Here is a 24,100-nt window from a genome sequence, read left to right on the forward strand (position 1 = left end):
ACGGCCATCCGGTCGAGCTCACCGATGCCGCCGGCCGCCGCACCGGCTATCGGCATGACGCGCTCGGCCGTCTCATTGCCGTCGAGCAGCCCGACGGCGCCATCACCAGGATTGCCTACGACCCGCACCACGGCAAGCCCGCGCTCATCACCGATGCCATGGGCGGCATCACTGCGCTGCGCTATGACGAAGCGGGCAACCTGGCCAGCATCACCGACGCCCTCGGCCAGCGCACCGCCTACCGCTACGGCGCCCACGGCTTGCCGGTCGTCATCACCGATGCCGCCGGCCGCAGCCGCACGCTGGCCTACAACGATGCCGGGCAAGTCATCCGCCATACCGACTGTTCCGGCCAGACCACCCGCTACGACTACGATGGCTGGGGCCAGCTGAGCAAGCTCACCGATGCGCTCGGCCAGAGCACCGCCTACCGCTACGACGCCGCCGGCCGCCTGCTCGCCGTCACCCGGCCCGACGGCAGCGAGGAACAGCTCGAATACGACCGTGCCGGCAGGCTGGTGGCGCAGACCGATGCCGCCGGCCGGCGCACCGTCTATGCACTGGACGCCGAGGGATTGCCGACCAGCCGCACCGATGCGCTGGGTCACACGCTGCACTACCGCTACGACGCCGCCAGGCGGCTGGCGCAGCTGATCAACGAGAACGGCGCGGTGTATGCGTTCAGCTATGACGTACTCGACCGCTTGCACGAGGAAACCGGCTTCGACGGCCGCCTGACGCGTTACCGCTATGATGCCGCCGGCCTGCCGGTGGCTCGGGAGGAACACGGCAGTCCGGGTAGTGCTGGCGTGAAAGGTGCGGGGCGCCATGCCGACGCCCGCATCGACACCCATTACCAGCGCGATGCCGCCGGCCGGCTGGTGGAAAAGATCGTCTCGCGCATCACCGGCCCCTCGATGGCCGAACAGCTGCGCACCCGCTACCGCTACGACAAGCTGGGCCGCCTGATCCAGGCAAGCAATGCGCAAGCCGAAGTCGAACTGCAGTACGACGCCATCGGCCAGCTCATTGCCGAAGCCACCACCGCCCGCCATCATGCCAGCCGCATCACGCATGCCTATGATGCGCTGGGCAACCGCATCCAGACGGTCTTGCCAGATGGCCGCCAGCTCAACCAGCTGTTCTACGGCTCCGGGCACTTGCACCAGGTCAACCTGGATGGACAAGTCATCTGCGACATCGAGCGCGACGGTTTGCACCGGGAAATCAGCCGCAGCCAGGGCCCACTGAAGAGCCTGTTCCAGTACGACAGGCTGGGCCGGCTGACCGGGCAGCAAGTCAGCGGCAGCCTCGCGGAGCAGCGCCGAGCGTGGCGGGTACTGGACAAGCCGGATATGGACGAAGGCGGCAGCCTTATTGCCCGCCGCTACGACTATGACAGGAGCGGCGAGCTGATCGCCATCGACGACGCCCGTCTGGGCCGCACCGCCTACCACTACGACGCCCTCGGCCGCATCCTGTCGGCGGTGCATCCGGATGTGCAGGAACGCTTCGCCTTCGACCCGGCGCACAACCTGCTCGATGACAGCCTGCAGGATAAGGGCGGGCGCATCGAGAACAACCGCGTCACCGTCTTTGAAGACAAGCGCTACGCCTACGACGTGCATGGCGATCTGACCGGCAAGAAGATCGGCCGGCATACCGAGATTGCGCTGCAGTGGAATGGTGAGCATCAGCTGGTCAGGGCCGTGACGACGAGACAGGCACACACCGACCAGCCGACGGTGCAGACGGTGACGTATGGCTACGACCCGTTTGGGCGGCGGCTGTACAAGAAGGATGCGATTGGCATCACGCATTTCGTATGGGATGGCAACCGGCTGCTGGAAGAAGTTCGCGGCAGTCATGCGCGGACGTATCTGTATCAGCCGGAATCGTTCGTGCCGCTGGCGCAGGTGAATCGGGTCATCAAGCAAGATGATGAGACGGAACAAGGCACGCAGACGCAGAAGCAGACGGCGCAGGTGCTGCACATGCATACCGATCATCTTGGTACGCCGAGGGAGATGACGGATGAGCAGGGGCAACTGCGCTGGGCGGCGACGTACCGGGCGTGGGGTAATGTGCTGCGAGTGGAAGCGCCGGAGGTGGTTGAGCAGGACGCTGAACTGGCACAAAGACAGGCGTTCGAGGAAGTACAGCCACTGCGGTTCCAGGGGCAGTACTACGATGTCGAGACGGGGCTGCATTACAATCGATTCCGGTATTACGATCCGGATTGTGGGCGGTTTATTGGTCAAGACCCACTTGGGTTGCAAGGTGGAGTTAACCTGTATCGGTATGCGGCCAATCCAATTACATGGATTGATCCTTTGGGACTTACTCCATGCTTGTGTTCACCAGCAATCAATGTGAAACACATCTTTCACGGAGAAACAAATCGCAGAGGCCGTCCGACAGGTTTTCATCATGAAGGATCTATTGGACACGGCAACAACGCGATTACTACTCAACGTGGCTCAGCAGATGCTCACGGCATTTATCAAGCAAATGTCGCAGTGTTGAATCCGTCTACCGGAATATATCAGACTAAAAAATCAACAATGTTTCCTAAAAGTTGGTCAAGAGCTCAGACTTTAGACGAAATACGCTCTGCCTATCAAGATGCGGTAAGCAATGGAGCCATTTCTGGTAAAAAATTCATGGGCATATCGAAGTCAGGAGTAAAAATAGAAGGCTATTTAGATCAAGCTGGAAATATCAACACCGCTTTTCCTAAGATGTAAAGGAAATTACCATATGAGCACTATGAATGATTTTTTAAACAGTGATATACAAAATATCCAAAGCCGGGAGGCTTATCTAGGATATGCAAAAAATGTGCAATCAGGCCAGCATACGGAACTTGAACTGACTGGAAATGCATTTAATGTCCGCTTTCTGATATCTGGAGTACATATAGAAAATCTATGGGATGAAAATGAAACAATTGAGATAGAACTAGACAAGTTTATTCAGACTGTATCTGAGTGGATGCCAAAAAATTAAAAATAAATGATGTAGAGCGAGGTGCGGCGCTGGATTAATATCACGCGCCGCTAATTAGGAAGCAAAATAGGATAAATAGCAGACGTAAGTAATACACATGCATATCGACCGCCTCGGCACGCCGAGGGAGATGACGGACGGCCGCCAGCTCAACCAGCTGTTCTACGGTTCCGGGCACTTGCATCAGGTCAACTTGGATGGACAAGTCATCTGCGACATCGAGCGCGACGGTTTGCACCGGGAAATCAGCCGCAGCCAGGGCGCGCTGAAGAGCCTGTTCCAGTACGACCGGCTGGGCCGGCTGACCGGGCAGCAAGTCAGCGGCAGCCTCGCAGAGCAGCGCCGCGCATGGCAGGCGCTGGACAAGCCGGATATGTACGAAGGCGGCAGCCTCATTGCCCGCCGCTACGACTATGACAGGAGCGGCGAGCTGATTGCCATCGGCGACGCCCGGCTGGGCCGCACCGCCTACCATTACGACGCGCTCGGGCGCATCCTGTCGGCGGTGCATCCGACCACGCAGGAACGCTTCGCCTTCGACCCGGCGCACAACCTGCTCGATGACAGCCTGCAGAACCAGGGCGGGCGGATCGAGAACAGCCGCGTCACCGTGTTCGAGGACAAGCGCTACGCCTACGACGTGCATGGCGATCTGACCGGCAAGAAGATCGGCCGGCATATCGAAATTGCGCTGCAGGGGAATGGCGAGCATCAGCTGGTCAGGGCGGTGACGACAAGGCGGGCACATACCGACCAGCCGACGGTGCAGACGGTGACGTATGGCTACGACCCGTTCGGGCGGCGGCTGTACAAGAAGGATGCGTTTGGTATCACGCATTTCGTATGGGATGGAAATAGGCTGCTGCAGGAAGTGCGCGGCAGTCATGCGCGCACGTATCTGTACCGGCCGGAATCGTTCGTGCCGCTGGCGCAGGTGAATCGGGTCATCAAGCAAGATGACGAAGCGGGACGAGTCACCCAGACGCAAAAGCACACCGCGCAGATACTGCACATGCATACCGATCATCTTGGCACGCCGAGGGAGATGACGGATGAGCAGGGGCAACTGCGCTGGGCGGCGACGTACCGGGCGTGGGGTAATGTGTTGCGGGTGGAAGCGCCGGAGGTGGTCGAGCATACTGAAGAGCGAGCTCAGCAGCAGGCGTTCGAGGAAGTGCAGCCACTGCGGTTTCAGGGACAGTACTAAGATGCGGAGACGGGGCTGCATTACAATCGATTCCGGTATTACGATCCGGATTGTGGGCGGTTTGTTGGGCAGGATCCGATTGGGCTGCAGGGCGGGATCAACCTGTATCGGTATGCAGCGAATCCAATAAGCTGGATTGACCCGCTAGGGTTAGCAGCAAATTGCCCATGCGCTCTTAATCGAACTCAAGCTTTGAACAAAGCGAAGGATTTGGCAGGGATTCCAAGAGGCCAACAACCTGTCGCTCAATGGCAAGTAGGAAATGATCCGACCAAAAGGGGTATGAAAAATTATAAATACTCAGAGAATCCTACACACTTTGGACGTTTCTATGAATATATTGACGAGAATGGCCATAGAAAGGTAGTGGTAGAGCACATCAAAGATTCAAATGGTCCACATACTCATGCAGGACGTAGTAAGGGCGATGATCCAAGAAACTATGATTTTAAGAACCATCCCTATCAAAAAATAAATGACGAAGCAACCGACGACCATCATGTCTATTATGCAAAGTGAGTTGTTAAGAGAAAAGCTGCTTGAACGTCGCGCGATCGCATTTGCAAAATCGATACTGGGCGTAAAGAAATCCAGTGTTGAGCGAATTGGCAGAGACGATTTCATTCAGCATAGAAGTCTCTTGGCAAAGCATGCCAATCTGGACTCTTTACCGGTAAAGAAATGGGACTTGGATACCTATGAAGAACATGAGGTCGCCAACTGGTTTGCAAGTCGATTAGCTCAAGTCATTGAGGATGCATATTATGTTCCTTTTGAAGTTCCATTCATTGTCAGGGTCGAAGTCGAGGATGCATTGGAATTCATAAATAGCTTATGGTCTATTCATGGAACACACGATATGACCATCTTTATTAAAGAACCAATATGGGTAATTGATTTGCAAGAGCGTGAAGACGGCATATATTATTTTGAGGCATGAATCAATAAAAATACTCCGAGCATCAATAACTTTTATGCATAGTGATAAGGAGCTCGGCTATTTCGGGGAAGTGCAGCCATTGCAGTTTCAGTGACAGTACTACGATGCGGAGACGGGGCTGCATTACAATCGATTCCGGTGTTACGATCCGGATTGCGGGCGGTTTGTTGGGCAGGATCCGATTGGATTGGCGGGTGGGAGTAACCTCTATCGCTATGCTGTCAATCCGGTAAGCTGCACTGATCCACTGGGGTTAACCGCATGTCTGTGTGGTGATGGCCTAACAGGGAAAAACTGGAAATATGACCCTGAAAAAGATCTTGACCTACGTGGCTCAACTTTACCTTTCCGAGACGCCTTAGAAGAAGCATTCAATAGAACTGGTGTACGCAAGGATCAATTCGAAGTAATAAAGTGGGGGAAAACTAGTGATGGAAAAAGTATTCCAGTAGGGTACCAAGGTCCCGGTGGGGCAAATGTCAACCTTGACATTCCAAGATGGAATAACTTAAAACCCGATGGAAGTCTTGGAGAGGGACCTCATCAGCCACACATAGGTTACCAAACTCCCGGCAAGGGAAGCACTCGCGTAAGAGGTCATGTATTTGTCGACGACGTTCCGGCGACTGGGAGATAACTATGGAATCCCTGCACAAACTAGGAGCAGCACTAGAGTTTATTAAGGCAGCAAATTTGGTAGGGGTTCGAACAGAAGTCTTGTCAAGAGAAGAAGGCTGTAAATTCATTGGTGCCACATTCCGTAAGTTTCCCCCCCATAAAACTACAGGGCATCTTTCCCTACGAGGTGAAATTATCACGATCCCTCTAGAGAAGTATGAGTATACATATTCAGAAGAACTCAATGCCACTCCTGCGTATGTCTTTTTTGACCAATCTGGATTAGACAAAAATGTTGTTATAAGAATTGGGAATGCTCAAAAAATCGGAATCGTTTTGAAAGAAGCTTTTGGTATGGAGTATTTTGTTTCCGATGAAAATATTTCATATCTAATTGCAGTGAATTGGTATGCGATTGAGATTACGGGAAAAGCGAAAGAACTTCTTGCATCCTTAAGCGAATCGAAATAGACCAGTTCATGAAAGTGATACAGAGCCTAAAGTTGATCTTAAGCGGAGGAAATACTCCCGAAAAGTAAGCGGCATGGAGGTAAAACTTTCTCCAATCAGAAACGAAGAAGTTTTACATGAAGAAGTCGCGTTTTTCGGTAAGCTAAATTATTTCCATTCTCAAGCAGGCAGAAGCCGGCACGCCGGTTGTGTGCCGGCAGCGTGGAATGAGTTTGACCGTATTCCAATAAACAGTACCGTTCAGGCGTAGAATTTTCGGCGTGATGTTGTACTCTGGGAAGCAGGAGTCATGCCATAAAGAAAAGCAAGTTTGCCGAGCAGCAGATTGTCGTTCTTCGACAAAGTTAGTCTAAATTTTTAGCTGAAAGGTAACGTCGTATATGTGGGTGACAGCGCGACTGACTTTGCGCTTGCGGGATCAATAGAGTGTATAAGGGAAGCCCTTCCTGAATTATTGGCAGTCCCTCAGCATCATTACTTAATCAGTTCTGAATTTTCCTGGTGCATGTGCTTCACAATGGAGGGAGACATGGGCTTCGGTTTTTCCCCTTCAGGTGGGATAAGCCACTGATAGCTTACGGTATAGACCTGCCGAATCTGGTCGGAAGCCAAGTTCACAAGCTGCAAAAGCGCGGCAGGGATTGGGTGATGCGCTACGTATTCCACGAGTAAGCTACGCCCGGTTTGTTAGTCTCCGAGAGCAAGGACCGGTATCACTTCTTCGGCTGCGATGCGCTGGACAGCGTGATCGACCGTGTGCTGAAAACGCAAGGTGTCTCCTCGTAGCACGCGATGAACATCCTGCACGATGGCGCATCGTTTGCAGGCGAGCGCGTCGGCGTGGCGCGCGGCACCAAGCAGCATCTTCCTTCTTTAGCAGCCGATGCCGCCGCGAGCGGCGAGGCGCTATTGCGGCAAGTGATGGACTATTACCATGCGAGGTTAAAGCAAATACCGGACGCACTGGCACAGTGGGCGGCACGCCCGAAATCACATCACGCATTGAAAAACTCGACCCGTCCGTCGTCCAGATCGTAGCGTGCGCCGACGATCATCAGCTTGCCTGCCTTGATCGGCTCGGCCAGCATGGCTTCGGTGGTGCGCAGCCGCTCCACGACACGCATCACGTTGTGCCGGACTGCCGCATCGAGCAGCGCATCGCGCGTGGCGCTTCCCTTCATGGAAGATTGCGCCTTCAATACCGCGGGCACGATGGGCTCGACCATTTGTCCGATACTGCCGGGAAAACTCGTGTTCTTTTCGACGACGCTCAGCGCGGCATCGACCGCGCCGCAGCGCTCATGCCCCATCACGACGATAAGCGGCACGCCGAGCTGAGCGACCGCGTACTGAATGCTTCCCATCGCAACGGTGTCCACGGTATTGCCCGCATTGCGTACGATGAAAAGCTCGCCCAGTCCGCGGCCGAACAGCAATTCCGGCGGCACCCGGGAATCCGAACAACTGACAAGCACCGCGAAGGGCTGCTGGCCCTGGGCTATCTCAAGCCTGCGCTCCTTGCTTTGTACGGGGGCCTGGAGACTGTCGTTGAGGAATTTCTCATTGCCCTCCTTGAGGGCCTGCAATGCCTGCTGCGCCGTCATGGCGGTTTTCTTGCCGGCGGCCGCGCCGACGCCTGCAGCCGCAGCCACCGTCCCCAGCGCAATACCGCCGCAGCATAAGGCTTTCAATAAACGACGCTTGTCTGAATCATGCGAATGCATGGCATCCTCCCCGCTCAAAATTCTGTTTTGAACGGGAAAGAGTTCTTCAGTTCATCTTCTTTTCTCGATTGATTCGCGACTGATTCCGCATATTTATTGCTGTCTTACGTGAATCACTTGCCGCGTCCGATCTCAGGCAGCGACCTTGCCGCCCAGCTCATCCTCGATGTAGCTGCGGATGATGCTGTCGAAATCCGCATCGCGCTGGAAGCCCATCGCATCGCCGCGGCGGGTGATGAAATCGCCCGGCCAGGAATTGACGATCCTGATGATGGCCGGGTCTTCTTCCCAGCGGATGCGCTTGACCACGCTGCTCCCGGCGACGCGCTCGAGCGCGGACACCATTTCCTTGACGGTGGTGGCAAGGCCGGGCAGGCTGAGCGCGCGGCTGCTGCCGAATGCGCTGCCGTCGATGTCATGTCCGTGGATCAGGCTGTTGATCGCATAGCGCGGCGACAGCAGCCACATCGGCGTGTCGGGAGCAACCGGGCACACCGCCTCGATGCCGTTGAGCGGTTCGCGGATGATGCCGCTGGCAAAGCTCGATGCCGCCTTGTTCGGCACCCCGGGGCGCACGCATACGGTCGGCATGCGCAGTGCGCGGCCGTCGATGAAGCCCTTGCGGCTGTAATCGTTGACCAGCAATTCGCCCATCACCTTCTGGGTGCCGTAGGAACTCTGCGGCGTGAGCACCTGGTTGTCGGGCACCTGCGCCGGCAATTCGCCGCCGAAGACGGCCACCGACGAGGTGAACACCACGCGCGGCTTGTTGCCGTTCTGGCGGGCGCGCTCCAGGATCAGGCGTGTCGCATCGAAATTGATGCGTATGCCAAGGTCGAATTCCGCTTCGGCGTGGCTGCTGACGATGGCCGCGAGATGAAAAATGGAGCCAGTCTGCGGCGTCACGAGCTGTTCGATGGTGGCGGCATCGGCGATATCGCCGGTCACGATGTTGATCCGTTCGTCGGAAAACCCCTTGGCAGGCACGACATCAAGCAGCGTGATGCGGGAAATCGGAGTCTGTGCGCCCTGTGCGTTTGCCAGCGTTCCGCGCTCGAGCAGCTGCTTTGCCAAACGGGCGCCCAGCAAGCCGGCGCCACCGGTAATTAGAACTTCCATGCTTTCCTCAAAAAGTGCGCGGACGGCGCCGCCTTGCATGGCACCGTTCGCGGTCTGGCCAGGCTTCGGCAAGCAATGCCGATCAACAAGCCAGTTGTGGTTTAAGTTGTGAAGTTATATGATAAGCGCATATTATGTAATCATCAATCTCGATATCAACGAATGAGCGAAAACCCCCTGTTCCAGGTGGACCGCCTTGAGGCTTCGGCAAAAATGCCGGAACGAATCACGAAGATCCTCCAGGATCTGATCCTCAAGGGAACCTATCCGCCGAAGTCCCGACTTCCTTCGGAAGGCGAGATGGCGCAGCATTTCGGCGTCAGCCGCACGGTCATGCGCGAAGCGGTGTCGCGCCTGAAGGCGGAAGGCCTGGTGGAATCGCGCCAGGGCAGCGGTGTCTTCGTGCGTGAAGCCGGGCCCGACCGCCCCTTCAGGATCAAGCCGAGCGTGATTGATTCGGTGCAGGAAGTGCTGCAGGTGGCCGAACTCCGGCGCGGCATGGAGGCGGAAATCGCCGCCCTGGCCGCCGAGCGTGCCAGCGAAGAACAGATCGCCGAGATCGGCACGCGGCTTGCGGCCATCGACGGCGATGTGGCCGCCGGCGGCGACGGCGTCGCGGCCGACATTGAATTTCACCGCAGCATCGCCCGCGCCACCGGCAATCCGCATTTCCTCGCCCTGTGGGACTACCTCGGCCAGTTCCTGAAAGGCACGATCAAGCTGACCCGCACCTGGGAGGCGCAGCGCGAAGAAACGCGGCAGCAGGTGCTGGACGAACATCAGGCCGTGTATGACGCCATCGTCCGGCGCGATGCGAATGCTGCGCGCGAAGCCGCACGCAAGCATATGGAAATGTCGTCGCACCGCATCCGCAACATCGATCCGGATTTCGTCGCCGGCAAGGCGAAGAAACCGGTTCGACGGCGGGCGGCCGGCGCCGAATCGTAAGGACGCCGCAAGACGCCGTGAAGGCACGGCATTTTTTGAACTGATACGGAACAGGCAACATGAGCTTATTACTCGGATGCATCGCTGACGATTTCACCGGCGCGACCGACCTGGCCGGCATGCTGGTACGCGCCGGCATGCGCACGGTGCAGATGATCGGCGTGCCGCAGGAACCGCTGCCGCGGGACGTCGATGCCGTCGTCATCGCCCTGAAGTCGCGCACCACGCCGCCGCAGGAAGCGGTCGATGAATCGCTGGCGGCGCTGGAATGGCTGCGCAATGCCGGCTGCCGCCAGTTTTATTTCAAGTACTGCTCCACCTTCGATTCCACCGACCGCGGCAATATCGGCCCGGTCACGGATGCGCTGATGACGGCGCTGGGCACCGACTTCACGATTGCCTGCCCGGCCTTCCCGGAAAACAAGCGCACCATTTTCAAGGGTTACCTGTTCGTCGGCGATGAACTGCTCAGCGAAAGCGGCATGCGCAATCATCCTCTGACGCCGATGACCGATGCCAACCTGGTGCGCGTGCTGCAGCGGCAGACGGCGCGCAAGGTCGGACTGATCGGCCACGAGGTCGTCGCGCGCGGCGCCGAAGCCATCGCGGCGCACATCGAGGCATTGAAGCGCGACGGCATCCAGATTGCGATCGTCGATGCGGTATCGAACGATGACCTGATGCGCATCGGCGCGGCGCTGGCCGGCATGCCCTTGGTCACCGCGGGCTCCGGCATCGCCCTCGGCCTGCCGCAGAATTTCCGCAAGGCGGGGCTGCTCGACGAAGGGGCGGTCGCCGACACGCTGGAGGTGCCGCAGGGCTTGCGCGCCGTGATTTCCGGCAGCTGCTCGGTCGCCACCAATGCCCAGGTCGCGCATTTCATCGCTTCCGGCCGGCCGGCATTTGCCATCGATCCGCTGCGCCTCGCAAATGGCGAGGATCTCGTGAGCATGGCGCTTGACTGGGCTGCGCCCCTGCTCGCGGACGGCCCGCCGCTGGTCTATGCGACCGCGGCGCCGGAAGCGGTCAAGGCGGTGCAGGCGCGGCTCGGCGTGGAACGCGCCGGCCTGCTGGTCGAGGAAGCCCTTGCCGGCATCGCCAAGGGATTGGTCGAACGCGGCGTGCGGCAGATGCTGGTGGCGGGCGGGGAAACCTCGGGCGCGGTGGTGCAGGCCCTGGGCGTGCACGGCCTGCATATCGGCCCGCAGATCGATCCCGGCGTGCCATGGACTACCACCCTCGGCGCCACGCCGCTGGCGCTTGCGCTCAAGTCGGGCAACTTCGGCAGCGTGGACTTCTTCACCAAGGCATGGAGCGTGCTGCGATGAACGAGTCGGCACTGCGCGAACACATCTGCGAATGCGGCAGGTCGCTGTACGACCGCGGGCTGGCCACGGGCAGCAGCGGCAATATCAGCGTGCGGCTCGATGACGGCTGGCTGCTGACGCCCACCAATGCCTCGCTCGGCCATCTCGATCCGGCCCGCCTGGCCAAGCTCGACTGGCAGGGCAACCTGGTGTCGGGCGATGCGCCGTCCAAGGAAGCCTTCCTGCACCGCGCCATGTACGAGGAGCGCAACGGCGCCGGCGCGATCGTTCACCTGCATTCCACGCATTCCGCCGCCGTGTCGTGCATGTCGGGGCTGGATGCCTGCGACTGCATACCGCCGCTGACGGCGTACTTCGTCATGAAGATCGGCAAGCTGCCGCTGATACCGTATCACCGGCCGGGCGATCCAAAACTGGGCGATGCCATCCGCGGCCTGGCGGCGAAGCACAGCGCGGTGCTGCTGGCCAATCACGGCCCGGTGGTATCGGGCAAGAATCTCGAGGCCGCGCTGTATGCGACCGAGGAACTCGAAGAAACGGCAAAGCTGTTCCTGCTGCTGCGCGGCCACAATCCGCGCGCGCTCAATGCCGAGCAGATCGAGGAACTGAGGCAGGTATTCAAGCTGGACCAGCAATGACCGCAGTGATTGAATTACATCCGATTCACGCTTCGCATCAAGGGAACTAAAGGAAAGATCGTGCCGAAATTTGCCGCCAACCTGACAATGATGTTCAATGAAGTGCCCTTCCTGGAAAGGTTTTCCGCCGCCGCCGACGCGGGCTTCACCGCCGTGGAATTCCTGTTCCCGTATGAGCACCCGGCCGAGGATATCTCCCGCGCGTTGAAGGACAACGGTTTGCAGAACGTGCTGTTCAACATGCCGCCCGGCGCCTGGGCCGAAGGCGAACGCGGGCTGGCTTCGCTGCCGGGGCGCGAGGAAGAATTCCGCGAAGGCATCGACAAGGCGATCCGCTATGCGCAGGAACTCGGCACGCCAATGCTGCACGTGATGTCGGGTCTCCTGCCCGCCGGCGGAGACCGCGGCGTCGCCCGCGCCACCTATGTCGCCAACCTGCGCCAGGCCTGCGCGGAAGCCGCCAGGCACAACATCACGATACTGATCGAGCCCATCAATACCCGCGACATTCCCGGGTATTTCCTCAACACCCAGGCCGAGGCGCATGCGATCCGAGAAGAAATCGGCGCGCCCAACCTGAAGGTGCAGATGGACTTCTACCATGTGCAGATCGTCGAAGGCGACATCGCGATGAAGGTGCGGCGCTACCTGCCGCACATCGGCCATATCCAGATTGCGGGCGTCCCGGAGCGCAATGAGCCCGACACCGGCGAGATCAATTATCCTTACCTGTTCAAGCTGCTCGACGAGGTCGGCTACGGCGGCTGGCTGGGCTGCGAGTATCGACCGGCAAGGGGAACGGTGGAAGGCCTGGGCTGGTTCAGGCATTTTGCCGCGCAGGCCGGCAAGGCATGACTGCAGAACATGTTCTCCGACGGCGGCGCCGGCGGGGTAATCAATGTGGTTCGTATGAGGTTATAAAATTTTTTTCAGGAGACTTGAATGAAAACCATCCGTCTTAACGCAATCGCCCTGGCCGTGTCCGCACTGGCCGTCGGCTTTCTTTCTTCCAGCGCTTCCGCGCAGACCGTGATGCGCATCAGCGTGTCGACCGCGCAGAATTCGCACCAGGGCGTGGCCATCGATACGCTGGCCAAGGAAGTGGAAAAGCGCACCAATGGCCGCTACAAGATCCAGACCTTCTACGGCGGCTCGCTGGGCGCGGAGCGTGAAGCAGTGGAAGCGGTGCAGCTCGGCACCCAGGAACTGACCTGGACATCGACCGGCCCGATTCCCAACTTCGTGCCCGAAGTGAAGATCCTCGACATTCCCTTCCTGTTCCGCGACTATGCGCATGCCCGTGCCGTGCTGGACGGCCCGATCGGCCAGGACATGCTGAAGAAATTCGAAAGCAAGGGAATCAAGGCACTGGCCTGGGGCGAAAACGGTTTCCGCCACATGACCAACAACAAGCGCGCCATCAACAACCCGGAAGACATGAAGGGGCTGAAGATGCGCACCATGGAAAACCCGGTGCACATCCAGGCTTACAAGGGCTTCGGCATCATCCCGACGCCGATGGCCTTTACCGAAGTGTTCACGGCGATGCAGCAGGGCACGGTCGACGGCCAGGAAAACCCGCTGTCGGTCATCACCGCCAACAAGTTCGAACAGGTACAGAAGCACCTGACCCTGACCGGCCATGTCTACTCGCCGGGCGTGTTCCTGATGAACAAGGGCGCCTTCGACAAGCTGTCCCCGGCTGACCAGACCGCCTTCCTCGAAGCAGCAAAGGTGGCGGCCAAGGCCAATCGCGACCGCGTCGACGAAGACGAGAGGACTGCGGTCAAGTACCTGAGCTCCAAGGGCATGCAGGTCGTCGAGAACGTCGACAAGGCAAAGTACCAGGCGTCGCTGGCACCGGTCTTCGCCGACTTCGAAAAGCAGTTCGGCAAGGCCAACATCGACAAGATCCGCAACTACAAGTAATGCAAGCCACGCCCCGCCGCCAGCGGGGCGTTTTCAAGAGCGTTTTCGGATTGACCGTACCAGGACGAGGCCGAGGGGATTGCCTGCAGATCAAGGCGTGGCGACACGACATGGCGGGCTCGGCACCTTCACACGATGCCGTACCGCGGGGAAATCTTCCGTTATCGTCGATACACTCAACCTGAAAGCGCTCTGATGGCTGTCTGAGACGCGCGGCATGCGCAACATTCTAATTCGCCAACATTCACAACATGAAATCCGCCTTCTTATCATTGGGCCGCGGCGTTTCCGCCTTCTCCCTGGCCTTCGCCTGCCTCATGCTGGTGCTGTCCGCCTGCCTGGGCATGTTCCAGGTCGTCACCCGTTTCATCTTCGAGCAGCCGGCCGAATGGAGCGAGGTGCTCATCCGCTTCTTCCTGATCTGGATGGTCTTCATGGCGCTGCCGGAAGCCTTCCGGATCGGCTCCATGGTGTCCATCGACATGCTGCACCGCCTGTCCCCGCCGCCGCTGCGCCGGGTGCTGGATGTGGTGATCATGGTTGCCTCGCTGGCGCTGCTGGCCGTCATCATCTGGTTCGGCTGGGACTACGCCCAGCGCGGCAAGGTGCAGACCATGGCGGGACTGGAGGACTTGTCGATGTTCTGGGCCTATCTTGCGCTGCCGGTCGGATCGGCATGCGCGGTGTTCGGCGTCATCGCCAACTTCCTTGAACCCCAGAAGCACGAACTCGAGACCGCCCAATAACAGGCAATATCCACAAGACCAACAAGAGTAACCACCATGTCCCTTACGATGCTCATCACGATGATCGTGTGCTTCGCCCTGTCGATATCGATCGCGGTATCGATCGGCCTGGCCAGCGTCATCGGCGTCTACTCCTCGAATGCCCCGATGCTGCTGGCTGCCAAGGAGATCTTCACCTCCATCAACAAGTTTCCGCTGGCGGCGATTCCCTTCTTCATCCTGGCAGGCAACCTGATGGAAACCGGCGGCATTTCCCAGCGGCTGGTCGAATTCGCCAAGTCGATCGTCGGCGGCGTGCAAGGCGGCCTGGCCGCGACCTGCGTTCTGACCTGCATGATCTTTGCCGCCGTCTCCGGCTCGTCGGTCGCGACCACGTTCGCCATCGGCGCCATCCTGATTCCGGCGCTGGTCAAGCATGGTTATCCGCTCAACTTCGCCGCCGCGCTGCAGGCCACATCGGCCGAACTCGGCGTCATCATTCCGCCATCGATTCCGATGATTCTCTACGGCGTCTCGGCGGAAGTCTCGATCGGCGAACTCTTCATCGCAGGTTTCGGCCCCGGCCTGCTGATCGGCGTCGCGCTGATGGTGTTCGTCATCATTTGGGCTCGCGTCAAGGGCTATGGCAAGAATGACCATGTCGGCAAGATGAGCTTCGGCGCCGCATTCAAGCAGGCATGGCTTGCCCTGCTGATGCCGGTCATCATTCTCGGCGGCATCTATGGCGGCGTGTTCACGCCGACCGAGGCATCCGTGGTGGCGGTGTTCTATGCCTTCATCATCGGCGTATTCATCTATCGCGAGACCCGCTGGTCCGATCTCGGTGCGATCCTGAGAAAGTCGGCGCTGTCGTCGGCGGTGATCATGTTCATCATCGCCAATGCCGGCCTGTTCAGCTTCATGATCACCCGCGCCGGCGTGCCGGACGCCATCGGCGCATTCCTGGCCGAAAACCTGCAGAACCCGATGTTCTTCCTGCTGGGCGTCAACGCGGCGCTGTTCGTCATCGGCATGTTCATCGAGACCTCTGCGGCCATCATCGTGCTGGCGCCGATTCTCGTGCCGGTGGCGATCAAGTTCGGCGTCGATCCGGTGCATTTCGGCATGATCATGATCGTCAACCTGGCGCTCGGCATGATCACGCCGCCGTTCGGCGTGAACCTGTTCGCCGCCTGCACCGTGGCGAGGATCTCGCTGGATAAGATCGTCGGGAGGCTGATCCCCTTCATCCTCGTGATCCTGGGCTGCCTTTTGCTCATCACCTACTTCCCCCCGCTTTCGCTCTATCTGCGCGATCTCGTCTTCGTAAAGTAAGACAATCAACCATGCTCCATGACGGGTGCCCGTATCCATACCGGCACCCGTCATGGAGCATGAATTCCCCCGGTCCGGTGAAATCAAGGATGCGACGGCCTGCCTTTTCAAACAGCTGAAACGGCTGAAACGGCTGCCCGGACATCATCACAAAGCTTCAAGACACGCTGCGCGGCAAGCACTAGATTTGCAGCACGGTGCATGGTGCACGCGCCGACGGCGAACGGTCTTGAGATGGGGGAAGCGAACATGGATATCGGCTTTATCGGACTTGGCGTGATGGGACAACCCATGGCGCTCAATCTTGCGCGGGCGGGCATACCGCTTGTCGTCTGGAACCGCAGTCCCGAACGCTGCGAGGCGCTGCGGGCGGCCGGTGCAGCCGTCGCCGGCAATACCGGCGAAGTATTCGATCGGACGCGCATCGTTTTTCTGATGCTGATCGGCGCAGAGGCGATGGACCAGGTTCTCGGCCGCGGCACGGCCGGATTTCACGCTAAGGTAGCCGGACATCTGATCGTGCACATGGGAACGACTTCGCCTGAGTATTCGAAGGCACTGGAGGCCGACATCCTCGCTGCCGGCGGACGCTATGCGGAATGCCCGGTGTCGGGTTCGCGCCTGCCGGCCGAGTCGGGCCAGCTGGTCGCCATGCTCGCCGGCGAGCAATCCGCCGTCGCGGAAGTGATGCCGCTGCTCGGGCCGATGTGCCGCGATACCTTTGTTTGCGGCGCGGCGCCATCGGCATTGCTGATGAAGCTCGCGGTCAACCTGTTCCTGATCACCATGGTGACAGGGCTGTCCGAGGCTTCCCATTTCGCCCGGCGCCATGGGCTGGACATGCGTCAATTCCTGTCGGTGCTTGATGCCGGACCGATGGCGAGCGCAGTGTCGCGGATGAAGATTGCCAAGCTGGTCGAGCGCAACTTCGATGTGCAGGCATCCATTCTGGACGTGCTGAAGAACAACCGTCTGGTGGCGGAGGCGGCGCGGCACTGCGGCATCGCCTCGCCCCTGCTCGATGTCTGCCATGCGCTGTACGGAGAAGCTGCCGCCCTTGGTCACGGGCATGAGGACATGATCGCGGTCGTGCAGGCGATCGAAGCCCGCACGGCATCCCTTACCGGATCGCCGCTGCCCAGCGCGCAGGCGTCAAACCATAGGCAAGCTTGAACTGGCGCGACATATGGGCCTGGTCGGCGAAACCCGCATCCAGCGCCGCCTCGCTCAGGCTGCGGCCTGCGGCCACCAGGCCGCGCAGATGATCAAGCCGGCGCAGCATGCGGAAACGGCTGGGGCTGGTGCCGAAGGCCGCGCGGAACTGGCGCGCGAGCGTCCAGCGGTCGATGCCGGCAATGCGCTCGAGTTCCTCCATCGCATGACGCGTCGCCGGCGTCGCCGCGATGCACTCCCGAACGCGCAGCAGGGCATCGAGCGCAAGCGGCGTCTCCGCCCAGCCGGTCCGCGCCGCGATGCGGTCAAGCCAGTGTGACAGCGCATCGACGAAATCGATGCGCGAAAGCTCATCCAGTTCGCTGTCGATGTCCCAGATTTCGGCAATCATGGCCGGCGGCAGCCTTGCCGCATCCACCACCGGATCGGCGACGAAAGGCAGCGCCCGCCCCTGCAGCGCATCCCGAACCAGCGCGGGATCGACATACACGATGCGGTAACAGAAGCCCTGGTCGGTACCCGCGCCGCCGTCATGCAGTTCGTCGGGATGAAGCACATGGCATTGCCCCGGCAGGCAATGCCATGTTCGGCCGCGGAAATGAAAGCGCTGGACGCCTGACAGCGTGATGCCGATGGCATAGGTGTCGTGCCGGTGCGGTGCGAAGGCCTGGCCATGCAGGTTCGCCTGCAGCCGTTCGACACCCGGCGCACCGCGGCCGGATCTGATGCGGTCTCTTGGGTCCATCCTTGTCACACCTCTTCGCCTGCTTCTTCGTCGCCGGCATCCACGCTGCGCCCGGCATCGTTGAAGACCTGAAATCCGAATCCAGTATAGGCCGCGCCGCAAGCATGTTGAATTCATAAATACGCAAGTGCGTTATCTGAAATTCGCATTGCCTCCGGTCTCGCCGCCCGGGTATCGATGGCAGGACATCCGTGGCATGCGAGATGAACTTCCGAATGATTGTCGCTTGGGCTTGATCTGCGCATCGCCTGGTTTCTGTTGCAGCCTGTTACCTAATTCAGCCGTCTTTCATGTCGATTCGACATTGGCGCATGCTTTTCCCGGCGCTAACATTGCGCCTCTTCAATTTCTTTCGATTCGATCGTGGCGTCATCTTCCGAGGCTGCAGGACGTGGCAGCCATCAAGCGGGCGACCGCAGGCAGCCGGGTTCCGGCCCTCAAGCCAACACACTTGCCTTGCTCGCAACGCCATTCCCGGCGCCCATGGGCGGCTTGTATCGCAATCTCTGGCGCTACGCCGCGGGCGCGCGATTGCAGCTGGTCGCATGCAGCCTGATGCTCATCGGCGCGGCCGTCCTCGAGCTTGTTTCGCCCTGGCTGGCCTCCCGCGCCATCGACATCCTGCAGAAGAACCAGCCCGGCGCAGTGGCCGAGGCCGCGCTGCATGTCGTCGCCATCCTGGTCGTGTCGGGCATCGCCTGGGCATTGCATGGCCCGGGACGCGTCGGTGAACGCAAAGTGGCGCTGCGCATCCGCCAGCAATTCACCGATGCGCTGTATGCAAGACTGATGCGCCTGCCGATGGCATGGCATGAACAGCATCACTCCGGCGAGGTGCAGCAGCGCATCAGCCAATCCACCTTCGCGCTGTTCAACTTCGCGCAGAACCAGTTCTCCTATCTCAAGAGCGCCGTGCATTTCATTGGCGCGGCGGTCGCGCTTGTACTGTTCTCCCGCGCGCTGGGCCTGCTGGCGCTGGCCGGTTATGTCGGCATCGCCTATCTGATGTTTCGATTCGACCGCCAGCTGATGCGTCTGGCGAAGGAAGAGAATGCGGCGGAACGCCGATATCAGGCCAGGATGCTGGATTTCCTGGGCAATGTCTCCACCGTGTTTTCCTTGCGCATGCAGCAGAGTTCGCGGCAGGCCATCAACGAGCGTCTCGCCAGGGTCTTCGTGCCGCAGAGGCGCAGCATCGTCCTGGTGGAGGCGAAGTGGTGCGCGGCCGACCTGCTGAGCGTCGTGCTGACCTGGGGCCTGGTGGCGGCTGCGGCGTGGCCGGACGAAAGCACCGGCGGCGCCATTTTGCTGGGCAGCGTCTTCCTGGTGCACCAATATGCGCAGCAGGCCCGCGGCGTGGTGCTGTCGGCGGCCGACAAGTTCCAGTCCTTCGCCCGCACCCGCACCGACGTGGCCAGTGCCGAACCCATCTGGACCGCGGCGGAAGCTCCCGGCGCGGGGGAGGCGCTGCCCCCGGACTGGAAGCGCCTCGCCGTCAGGGGCCTGTGCTACGAGCATCCGGCGCTGGCGGCGAGCGCGTCGGCGCAGGCGCCGGCCGGTCTTCATCATGTGTCCCTGTCCTTCGAACGCGGCGAGCGCATCGCGCTGGTGGGCCCTAGCGGTTCCGGCAAGAGCACGCTGATGAAGGTGCTCGCCGGCCACTATGCGCCGACGCGGCAGCATGTCGAAGTCAACGGCCTGCCGTTTCCGGCGACACGCCACCTCGACAGCATTGCGACATTCATTCCGCAGGAAGCCGATGTGTTCGAGGCCAGCGTGCGCGAAAACATTTCCCTGAGCGGAACGCACGGCGACGATGACATCTCGAAGATGATCCACGCCAGCGCCTTCGATGCCGTCATGGCGGACATGGACATGACGCTGGATACGCCCGTCACCGAGCGCGGCGCCAATCTGTCGGGAGGCCAGCGCCAGCGGCTCTGCCTGGCGCGCGGACTGCTCGCGGCGCAGTCGAGCTCGCTGATCATGCTCGACGAACCGACCAGCGCGCTTGATCCGGTGACGGAAGACACCGTGCTCGGCCGGATCGCGGCGGCATTTCCCGATGCCTGCCTGCTGGCGTCGGTGCACCGCATGAGCCTGCTGCATCACTTCAACAGGATCGTGATGATGGAAAATGGCCGGGTGCTGGACGCGGGGACGGTGGATGAGCTGCTTGTCCGGCAGCCCGCATTCCGGCGGATGCTGAAGCTGCCCGCCTCACCGGCAGCCGGCGAAGCGGGTGCGGCTGTTACGGATGGTGCGACTGGTGCAATTGGTGAAGCCGGTGCAGCGTTGGCGCTCTCCAGCCCCGGTTAGCCGCGCCGGCGGTGCGCTCAGTTGGAAGCAGCCACGTTCAGGTCGGCCGGATGCGCCGACGCACTGCGCAGGATGGCAACCGCTGCCGCATCGGTAACGAAGATGCGTTCCGGCCCGATACGGGCAAGCAGGCCCGCACGTTCGATCACATCCGATACCTGTTTCTTGACCGCGCTCATGTAAAGCACCACGCCCTTGGCTTCCAGGGTGGATCGCATGGCGTCGAGCGCCTCGATTCCCGACGCGTCGATGTCGTTGATGCCGCTTGCGCACAGCAATACCCGCCTGATCGATGCATCCCGCGTGCAGCATGACGACACGAAACGGTCGAGCGGCCCCGCCGTCAGGAAATTGAGCGCCGAATCCATGCGCACCGCGAGCACGTCATCGGCAAGCGGCGGCAAGGCGAAACGCTGGCGGTCGCGCAGGGTGCCGTCCTGATGCAGGCTGACTTCGATGATGCGCGGATGCGAACGGCGATACAGGAAGGACGTCATGGCCAGCCCGATGCCCGCGAATACGCCCCAGTGCAGGTAGGGCATGGAAAAGATCGTCACGATGAAGGTGACGGCGGCGACCATCGCGTCGTCGCGCGACATCCTCAGCAGGCGCCTGAAGACGCCCGGATCGAGCAGCGAGAGAGTGGGCACGATGATCAGCGCGGCCAGCACCGAGCGCGGCAGATAGGAAACGACATCCAGCAGGAACAGCAGCGCCAGCAGGACGCAGGCGGTGGAGAACATCGTCGACCAGGCACTGACGGCGCCCGCATACAGATTCAGCGCCGAACGCGAGAACGATCCGCTGACGGGAAACGATCCGCTGATGCCGCTGGCAATCTTTGCCAGGCCCTGCCCGATCAGTTCCTGGTTTTCATCCCATGGCGTTTGCTGCCTGCGGGCCAGCGTGCGGCAGCTCGACATGGCTTCCGTGAAGCTGACCAGCGCCAGGATAAACGCGGCAGGCCACAGAGCCTGGTGCTGCTCGAAGGAGATCGCCGGCGGCAGCGCAAGCACCGGCAACCCTGACGGCAGGTGCCCGATGACGGCGCCGCCGAGTGCTTGGTAGCCCAGCTGCCAGCTGGCCGCGATGCCCAGCGCGCTGACGGCGAGGATGCCGGGAAAGCGCGGCAGCAGGCGCTTGAACACGAACAGCAGGAGGACGGCCGCGATACCGAAGACCGAAGAGATCAGGGCGCCTGCCGGTAGGACCGCCTCTCCGGCGATCAGCGCACGCCACTGTCCGGAAGACATGCCGCGCACTCCGAACAGGTCGGGCAGCTGGGAGACGATGATGATCAGCGCGGCGGCATTGATGAAGCCATGAATGACGGGCTGCGAAACCAGGTCGGCCACCCTGCCCAGCCGGAATGCGCCGAGCATGAGCTGAAAGAGTCCGGAATACACCGCCAGCCAGATGGCAAGGGCTACCCACTGCCCGCTGCCCGGCGCGGCCAGCGGCGAGAGCGAACCGAATACCAGCAGGCTGGTCAGCGCCACGGGGCCGACCGCAAGCAGCTGGCTGGAACCCCACAGCGCGCCGATGACGGCCGGAATCAGCGCCGCATACAACCCGGTCTGCGGCGGCATGCCGGCAAGCGTCGCATAAGCGATCGCCTGGGGAATCAGGATGAGGCCGACGCTAAGGCCAGCCCATGCATCGCGCGCCAGAGAACCGGCGGTGGGGCGCGGCCAGCGCAGGAAAGGCAGCCAGCGCATGAATCGTGATTGCATCGGATATGAGGGGAGCCGGGGTAACGGCTTCATGATGCCAGAGATTGGCAATGGGCGGAGCCGGGTGGGCGTGAAGCGGAGACGGCGGATGTAAAAGGGCGGTCTGCGAGCTTATCGTGCGCCTCTCCCCTTTCAAGGGTGACTGGCGTGTTATACCAGTCGCAGGACAAACCTTACCGACTGGGATCGATGAATTTTTTCGGCTGGCAAGGCCGATGCGCGTTATCGGGAATCCATGGCGGGGCTATCGACAATGGATGATGAGCGCGAGGCGGCCAGGCGGAAAAAATCCATTCCAAGGCATGGCTTGGCTCGGGATTGTCATCAGGACGCAGTACGACATCGCAGCACATGCATTGCGCCTGCGAAGTCCGGGGGCATGCAAGCCTCGGGATCGAAATCACGAGAGCAACAGGTCTATCGTCGTGTAGTAAACCCTACCCTGCCCTGCGTCAGGCGTTCCAATACTCCACTCCGCCAGCCGCACCTCGTCGTCCATGCTTGATGAAGAAGCAAAGACCTTGCGTGAATGGCTTGCGCCGACGGTCAGGATGACAGGAATACACCATTCGGTTCCGCACTTCTCGCTGCTGGACCCCGGTTACTTGCAGACCAGGAGACCTGCAGGCCCATGGCCTGAAGGTCGACGGAATAAACCCTTAACCGCTCGCGGTTAGTTCGGATAATCGAAAAGTAAATGACGCTAGGCCGGTTGCAGGTTGGAAAACCAGCGAAGGAACGGTAAGAAAATGGAGAAAGGTGTTTTCGCGGAGAACAGTGAGAACAGGCACTAGGCTATGTTTGATAAGCTGCTGCGCGATCCGGATTGGCGCCTGCGGTGCTCGGCGTACCCTGCGTACGCGTGCGCTCCTCGGCACCACTCCGAACCGCTCGCAACGCTTATCAAACACAGCCTAGTGCCACGGCGCTGGGTCGTTGAACGCAGCTTCGCTCGGGCCGTATGCTTTCGAAGATTGGCACGCGACTATGAACGCATGGCTCGGACCTTAGACTTTAATTCTGCCTCACCAGCCATCCTGCTCGGCATTTGCAGGTCCTGCGGCTTTGGCATGCCCTGCGTCAAGAGGGCTTACCGTAAGCGCCCGTTGGCTACTTTACCGTGATGGTGCCCTTCATCCCCGGATGCAGCGTGCAGATATAAGGATAGATGCCCTTTCGCTTGCTCGTCCAGGTCCAGGTTTCTCCCGCCGCGATAATCCCGGAGTCGAATTGTTGGCCAACAGCCGTGGCAGTATGCGGGAAGGGATCGGCATTCTTCCATGTGACACGATCACCGACACTGATCTCAAGCGATGCAGGGGAAAACTGCATCGCTTCAATCGTCGCCGTGTGCACGGCCGCTGGCGGCTCAGCGTAACCTTTCACAGGCATGGTGCACGTCAACAGCACCAGAAACAATGATGATGCCGGTTCGTGCCTCCACCAATCGTACCGCCGGGAAGACATACTTTCGTTCATGCCCGTTCCTATTTCAGGGATTGCTGGATCTGTCTGGCATGATCACGATGGGCGACAAATGCGGGGCGCACCTTGATCAGTGTTTCCTTGAGCTCGGCGTTCTTCGCGTTCGGAATCAATGTCTTGTCGAGAGCGTCAATAACAGTCTCGTGGTATGTCACTTCGTTGTCGATATAGGCCTTATCGAACTCCTCGCCCTTGAGCGCCTTCAGCTTGCCGATATTGCTGTCGCCTTCGCTTTTCAGGCTCTTGCTGATGTCGCTGTCTTCCGGTGCGATTTTTAACTTCTTGACGAGCGCGGTGGCTTGCTTGTTGACCCCGCTATGATCGGTCACCATTTGCCTTGCAAACTTTTTCACTTCCTCATTCTTTGATGTTTTTTCGGCCAGCTGCCCGGCGTTAATATCGACAGTATTGGCTGCAACGACGATGCCAGCGATCTGAGCGTCAGTAGGTGATGTCGATTGGGCATGCGACGCCATGGCGCACATGGCGCAAATGGCGACCAGCCCAGAGGCGAGCGAATATAGGGAACGGTTCATGATGAAGCCTCCTTGTATGTCAAATGTCCTGCTGCGAACGGGTCCCGGCGTTGATGAATGCCACCGCGGCATTACATTGCATCGTGATTGTCCAAACCAGCCTGAGGCAGGCGTGCCT

The 24,100-nt window shown here is 60.0% G+C and carries 24 protein-coding genes and 2 pseudogenes; 20 read left to right on the plus strand and 6 right to left on the minus strand.

Features of this window, described 5'->3' with window-relative positions:
- The 10 genes and pseudogenes from FH061_RS18765 to FH061_RS18800 form a co-directional block, all read left to right on the plus strand.
- Nucleotides 1-2,747: RHS repeat-associated core domain-containing protein (locus FH061_RS18765; protein ID WP_192805135.1), on the plus strand; the 2,747-nt coding region annotated here is incomplete at its 5' end.
- Between the two features lie 13 nt (nt 2,748-2,760).
- Nucleotides 2,761-3,009 (plus strand): hypothetical protein, encoded by a 249-nt coding sequence (locus tag FH061_RS18770; RefSeq protein ID WP_151637371.1) that lies wholly within the window; start codon nt 2,761-2,763, stop codon nt 3,007-3,009.
- 97 nt (nt 3,010-3,106) lie between these two features.
- On the plus strand, nt 3,107-4,216 hold the full coding sequence (locus FH061_RS18775; RefSeq protein WP_151637372.1) for an RHS domain-containing protein: 1,110 nt from the start codon (nt 3,107-3,109) through the stop codon (nt 4,214-4,216).
- Nucleotides 4,217-4,231: 15 nt separating this feature from the next.
- A pseudogene (locus FH061_RS31785) lies at nt 4,232-4,309 on the plus strand (RHS repeat-associated core domain-containing protein); the annotation flags it as partial.
- 99 nt (nt 4,310-4,408) lie between these two features.
- Nucleotides 4,409-4,735, plus strand: a complete 327-nt coding sequence (locus tag FH061_RS31060; protein WP_225984727.1) for an HNH/endonuclease VII fold putative polymorphic toxin — start codon at nt 4,409-4,411, stop codon at nt 4,733-4,735.
- Nucleotides 4,692-5,156 carry a hypothetical protein gene (locus FH061_RS18785; protein WP_151637373.1) on the plus strand — a complete coding sequence of 155 codons (465 nt, stop codon included), beginning with the start codon at nt 4,692-4,694 and terminating at the stop codon, nt 5,154-5,156. The genes FH061_RS31060 and FH061_RS18785 overlap by 44 nt, the downstream gene beginning before the upstream one ends.
- A gap of 94 nt (nt 5,157-5,250) precedes the next feature.
- A pseudogene (locus tag FH061_RS31985) lies at nt 5,251-5,418 on the plus strand (RHS repeat-associated core domain-containing protein); the annotation flags it as partial.
- A gap of 3 nt (nt 5,419-5,421) precedes the next feature.
- Nucleotides 5,422-5,793, plus strand: coding sequence for a polymorphic toxin type 47 domain-containing protein (locus FH061_RS18790; RefSeq protein WP_449866995.1), 372 nt, complete (start codon nt 5,422-5,424; stop codon nt 5,791-5,793).
- A gap of 2 nt (nt 5,794-5,795) precedes the next feature.
- Nucleotides 5,796-6,245, plus strand: a complete 450-nt coding sequence (locus tag FH061_RS18795; RefSeq protein WP_225984728.1) for a hypothetical protein — start codon at nt 5,796-5,798, stop codon at nt 6,243-6,245.
- A gap of 792 nt (nt 6,246-7,037) precedes the next feature.
- Entirely contained in the window at nt 7,038-7,283 is a 246-nt protein-coding gene (locus tag FH061_RS18800) for a hypothetical protein (protein WP_151637374.1), read from the plus strand.
- Here the strand turns inward: FH061_RS18800 and FH061_RS18805 are convergent.
- Both FH061_RS18805 and denD read right to left on the minus strand, forming a co-directional pair.
- On the minus strand, nt 7,241-7,969 hold the full coding sequence (locus FH061_RS18805; protein ID WP_151637375.1) for a carbonic anhydrase: 729 nt from the start codon (nt 7,967-7,969) through the stop codon (nt 7,241-7,243). The two genes, FH061_RS18800 and FH061_RS18805, sit on opposite strands and share 43 nt — an antisense overlap.
- A gap of 132 nt (nt 7,970-8,101) precedes the next feature.
- Nucleotides 8,102-9,088, minus strand: coding sequence for a D-erythronate dehydrogenase (gene denD, locus FH061_RS18810; RefSeq protein WP_151637376.1), 987 nt, complete (start codon nt 9,086-9,088; stop codon nt 8,102-8,104).
- Between the two features lie 162 nt (nt 9,089-9,250).
- On the opposite strand from denD, the gene FH061_RS18815 reads away from it, so the two are divergent.
- The 8 genes from FH061_RS18815 (at nt 9,251) to FH061_RS18850 (ending at nt 17,164) form a co-directional block, all read left to right on the plus strand.
- The gene (locus FH061_RS18815) at nt 9,251-10,036 is read left to right on the plus strand and encodes a FadR/GntR family transcriptional regulator (RefSeq protein ID WP_151637377.1); all 786 of its coding nucleotides are present in this window, start codon (nt 9,251-9,253) and stop codon (nt 10,034-10,036) included.
- Nucleotides 10,037-10,095: 59 nt separating this feature from the next.
- Entirely contained in the window at nt 10,096-11,364 is a 1,269-nt protein-coding gene (gene otnK / locus FH061_RS18820) for a 3-oxo-tetronate kinase (RefSeq protein ID WP_151637378.1), read from the plus strand.
- Nucleotides 11,361-12,002 carry a 3-oxo-tetronate 4-phosphate decarboxylase gene (otnC, locus tag FH061_RS18825; protein ID WP_151637379.1) on the plus strand — a complete coding sequence of 214 codons (642 nt, stop codon included), beginning with the start codon at nt 11,361-11,363 and terminating at the stop codon, nt 12,000-12,002. Before otnK ends, otnC begins: the two co-directional genes overlap by 4 nt.
- Nucleotides 12,003-12,062: 60 nt before the next feature.
- A complete protein-coding gene (gene otnI / locus FH061_RS18830) occupies nt 12,063-12,857 on the plus strand; it encodes a 2-oxo-tetronate isomerase (RefSeq protein ID WP_151637380.1) in 795 nt (264 codons plus the stop codon).
- Between the two features lie 87 nt (nt 12,858-12,944).
- Nucleotides 12,945-13,931: a TRAP transporter substrate-binding protein gene (locus FH061_RS18835; protein ID WP_404822481.1), complete on the plus strand. Its 987-nt coding sequence runs from the start codon at nt 12,945-12,947 to the stop codon at nt 13,929-13,931.
- A gap of 251 nt (nt 13,932-14,182) precedes the next feature.
- Entirely contained in the window at nt 14,183-14,677 is a 495-nt protein-coding gene (locus tag FH061_RS18840; RefSeq protein WP_151637381.1) for a TRAP transporter small permease, read from the plus strand.
- A gap of 36 nt (nt 14,678-14,713) precedes the next feature.
- The gene (locus FH061_RS18845; RefSeq protein ID WP_151637382.1) at nt 14,714-15,991 is read left to right on the plus strand and encodes a TRAP transporter large permease; all 1,278 of its coding nucleotides are present in this window, start codon (nt 14,714-14,716) and stop codon (nt 15,989-15,991) included.
- Nucleotides 15,992-16,240: 249 nt separating this feature from the next.
- Nucleotides 16,241-17,164, plus strand: coding sequence for an NAD(P)-dependent oxidoreductase (locus tag FH061_RS18850; protein WP_151637383.1), 924 nt, complete (start codon nt 16,241-16,243; stop codon nt 17,162-17,164).
- Here the strand turns inward: FH061_RS18850 and FH061_RS18855 are convergent.
- Nucleotides 17,112-17,909: an AraC family transcriptional regulator gene (locus FH061_RS18855; RefSeq protein WP_151637384.1), complete on the minus strand. Its 798-nt coding sequence runs from the start codon at nt 17,907-17,909 to the stop codon at nt 17,112-17,114. The genes FH061_RS18850 and FH061_RS18855 overlap by 53 nt on opposite strands.
- Nucleotides 17,910-18,272: 363 nt before the next feature.
- On the opposite strand from FH061_RS18855, the gene FH061_RS18860 reads away from it, so the two are divergent.
- A complete protein-coding gene (locus FH061_RS18860; RefSeq protein ID WP_225984729.1) occupies nt 18,273-20,228 on the plus strand; it encodes an ABC transporter ATP-binding protein in 1,956 nt (651 codons plus the stop codon).
- Between the two features lie 17 nt (nt 20,229-20,245).
- Here FH061_RS18860 and FH061_RS18865 read toward each other — a convergent pair whose 3' ends face one another.
- On the minus strand, nt 20,246-21,961 hold the full coding sequence (locus FH061_RS18865) for a SulP family inorganic anion transporter (protein ID WP_151637385.1): 1,716 nt from the start codon (nt 21,959-21,961) through the stop codon (nt 20,246-20,248).
- Nucleotides 21,962-22,758: 797 nt separating this feature from the next.
- Here FH061_RS18865 and FH061_RS31790 point away from each other — a divergent pair.
- Nucleotides 22,759-23,085 (plus strand): transposase, encoded by a 327-nt coding sequence (locus tag FH061_RS31790; protein ID WP_404822482.1) that lies wholly within the window; start codon nt 22,759-22,761, stop codon nt 23,083-23,085.
- Here FH061_RS31790 and FH061_RS18875 read toward each other — a convergent pair.
- Together FH061_RS18875 and FH061_RS18880 are read right to left on the minus strand one after the other, a co-directional pair.
- Complete coding sequence (locus tag FH061_RS18875; protein ID WP_225984730.1) at nt 23,072-23,440, minus strand: cupredoxin domain-containing protein; 369 nt, start codon at nt 23,438-23,440, stop codon at nt 23,072-23,074. The two genes, FH061_RS31790 and FH061_RS18875, sit on opposite strands and share 14 nt — an antisense overlap.
- An 8-nt stretch (nt 23,441-23,448) precedes the next feature.
- Nucleotides 23,449-23,982 (minus strand): DUF4142 domain-containing protein, encoded by a 534-nt coding sequence (locus FH061_RS18880; protein WP_151637386.1) that lies wholly within the window; start codon nt 23,980-23,982, stop codon nt 23,449-23,451.
- Between the last annotated feature and the right edge of the window lie 118 nt (nt 23,983-24,100).

The sequence above is a fragment of the Noviherbaspirillum aerium genome (assembly GCF_008929045.1).
Taxonomy (GTDB): domain Bacteria; phylum Pseudomonadota; class Gammaproteobacteria; order Burkholderiales; family Burkholderiaceae_D; genus Noviherbaspirillum; species Noviherbaspirillum aerium.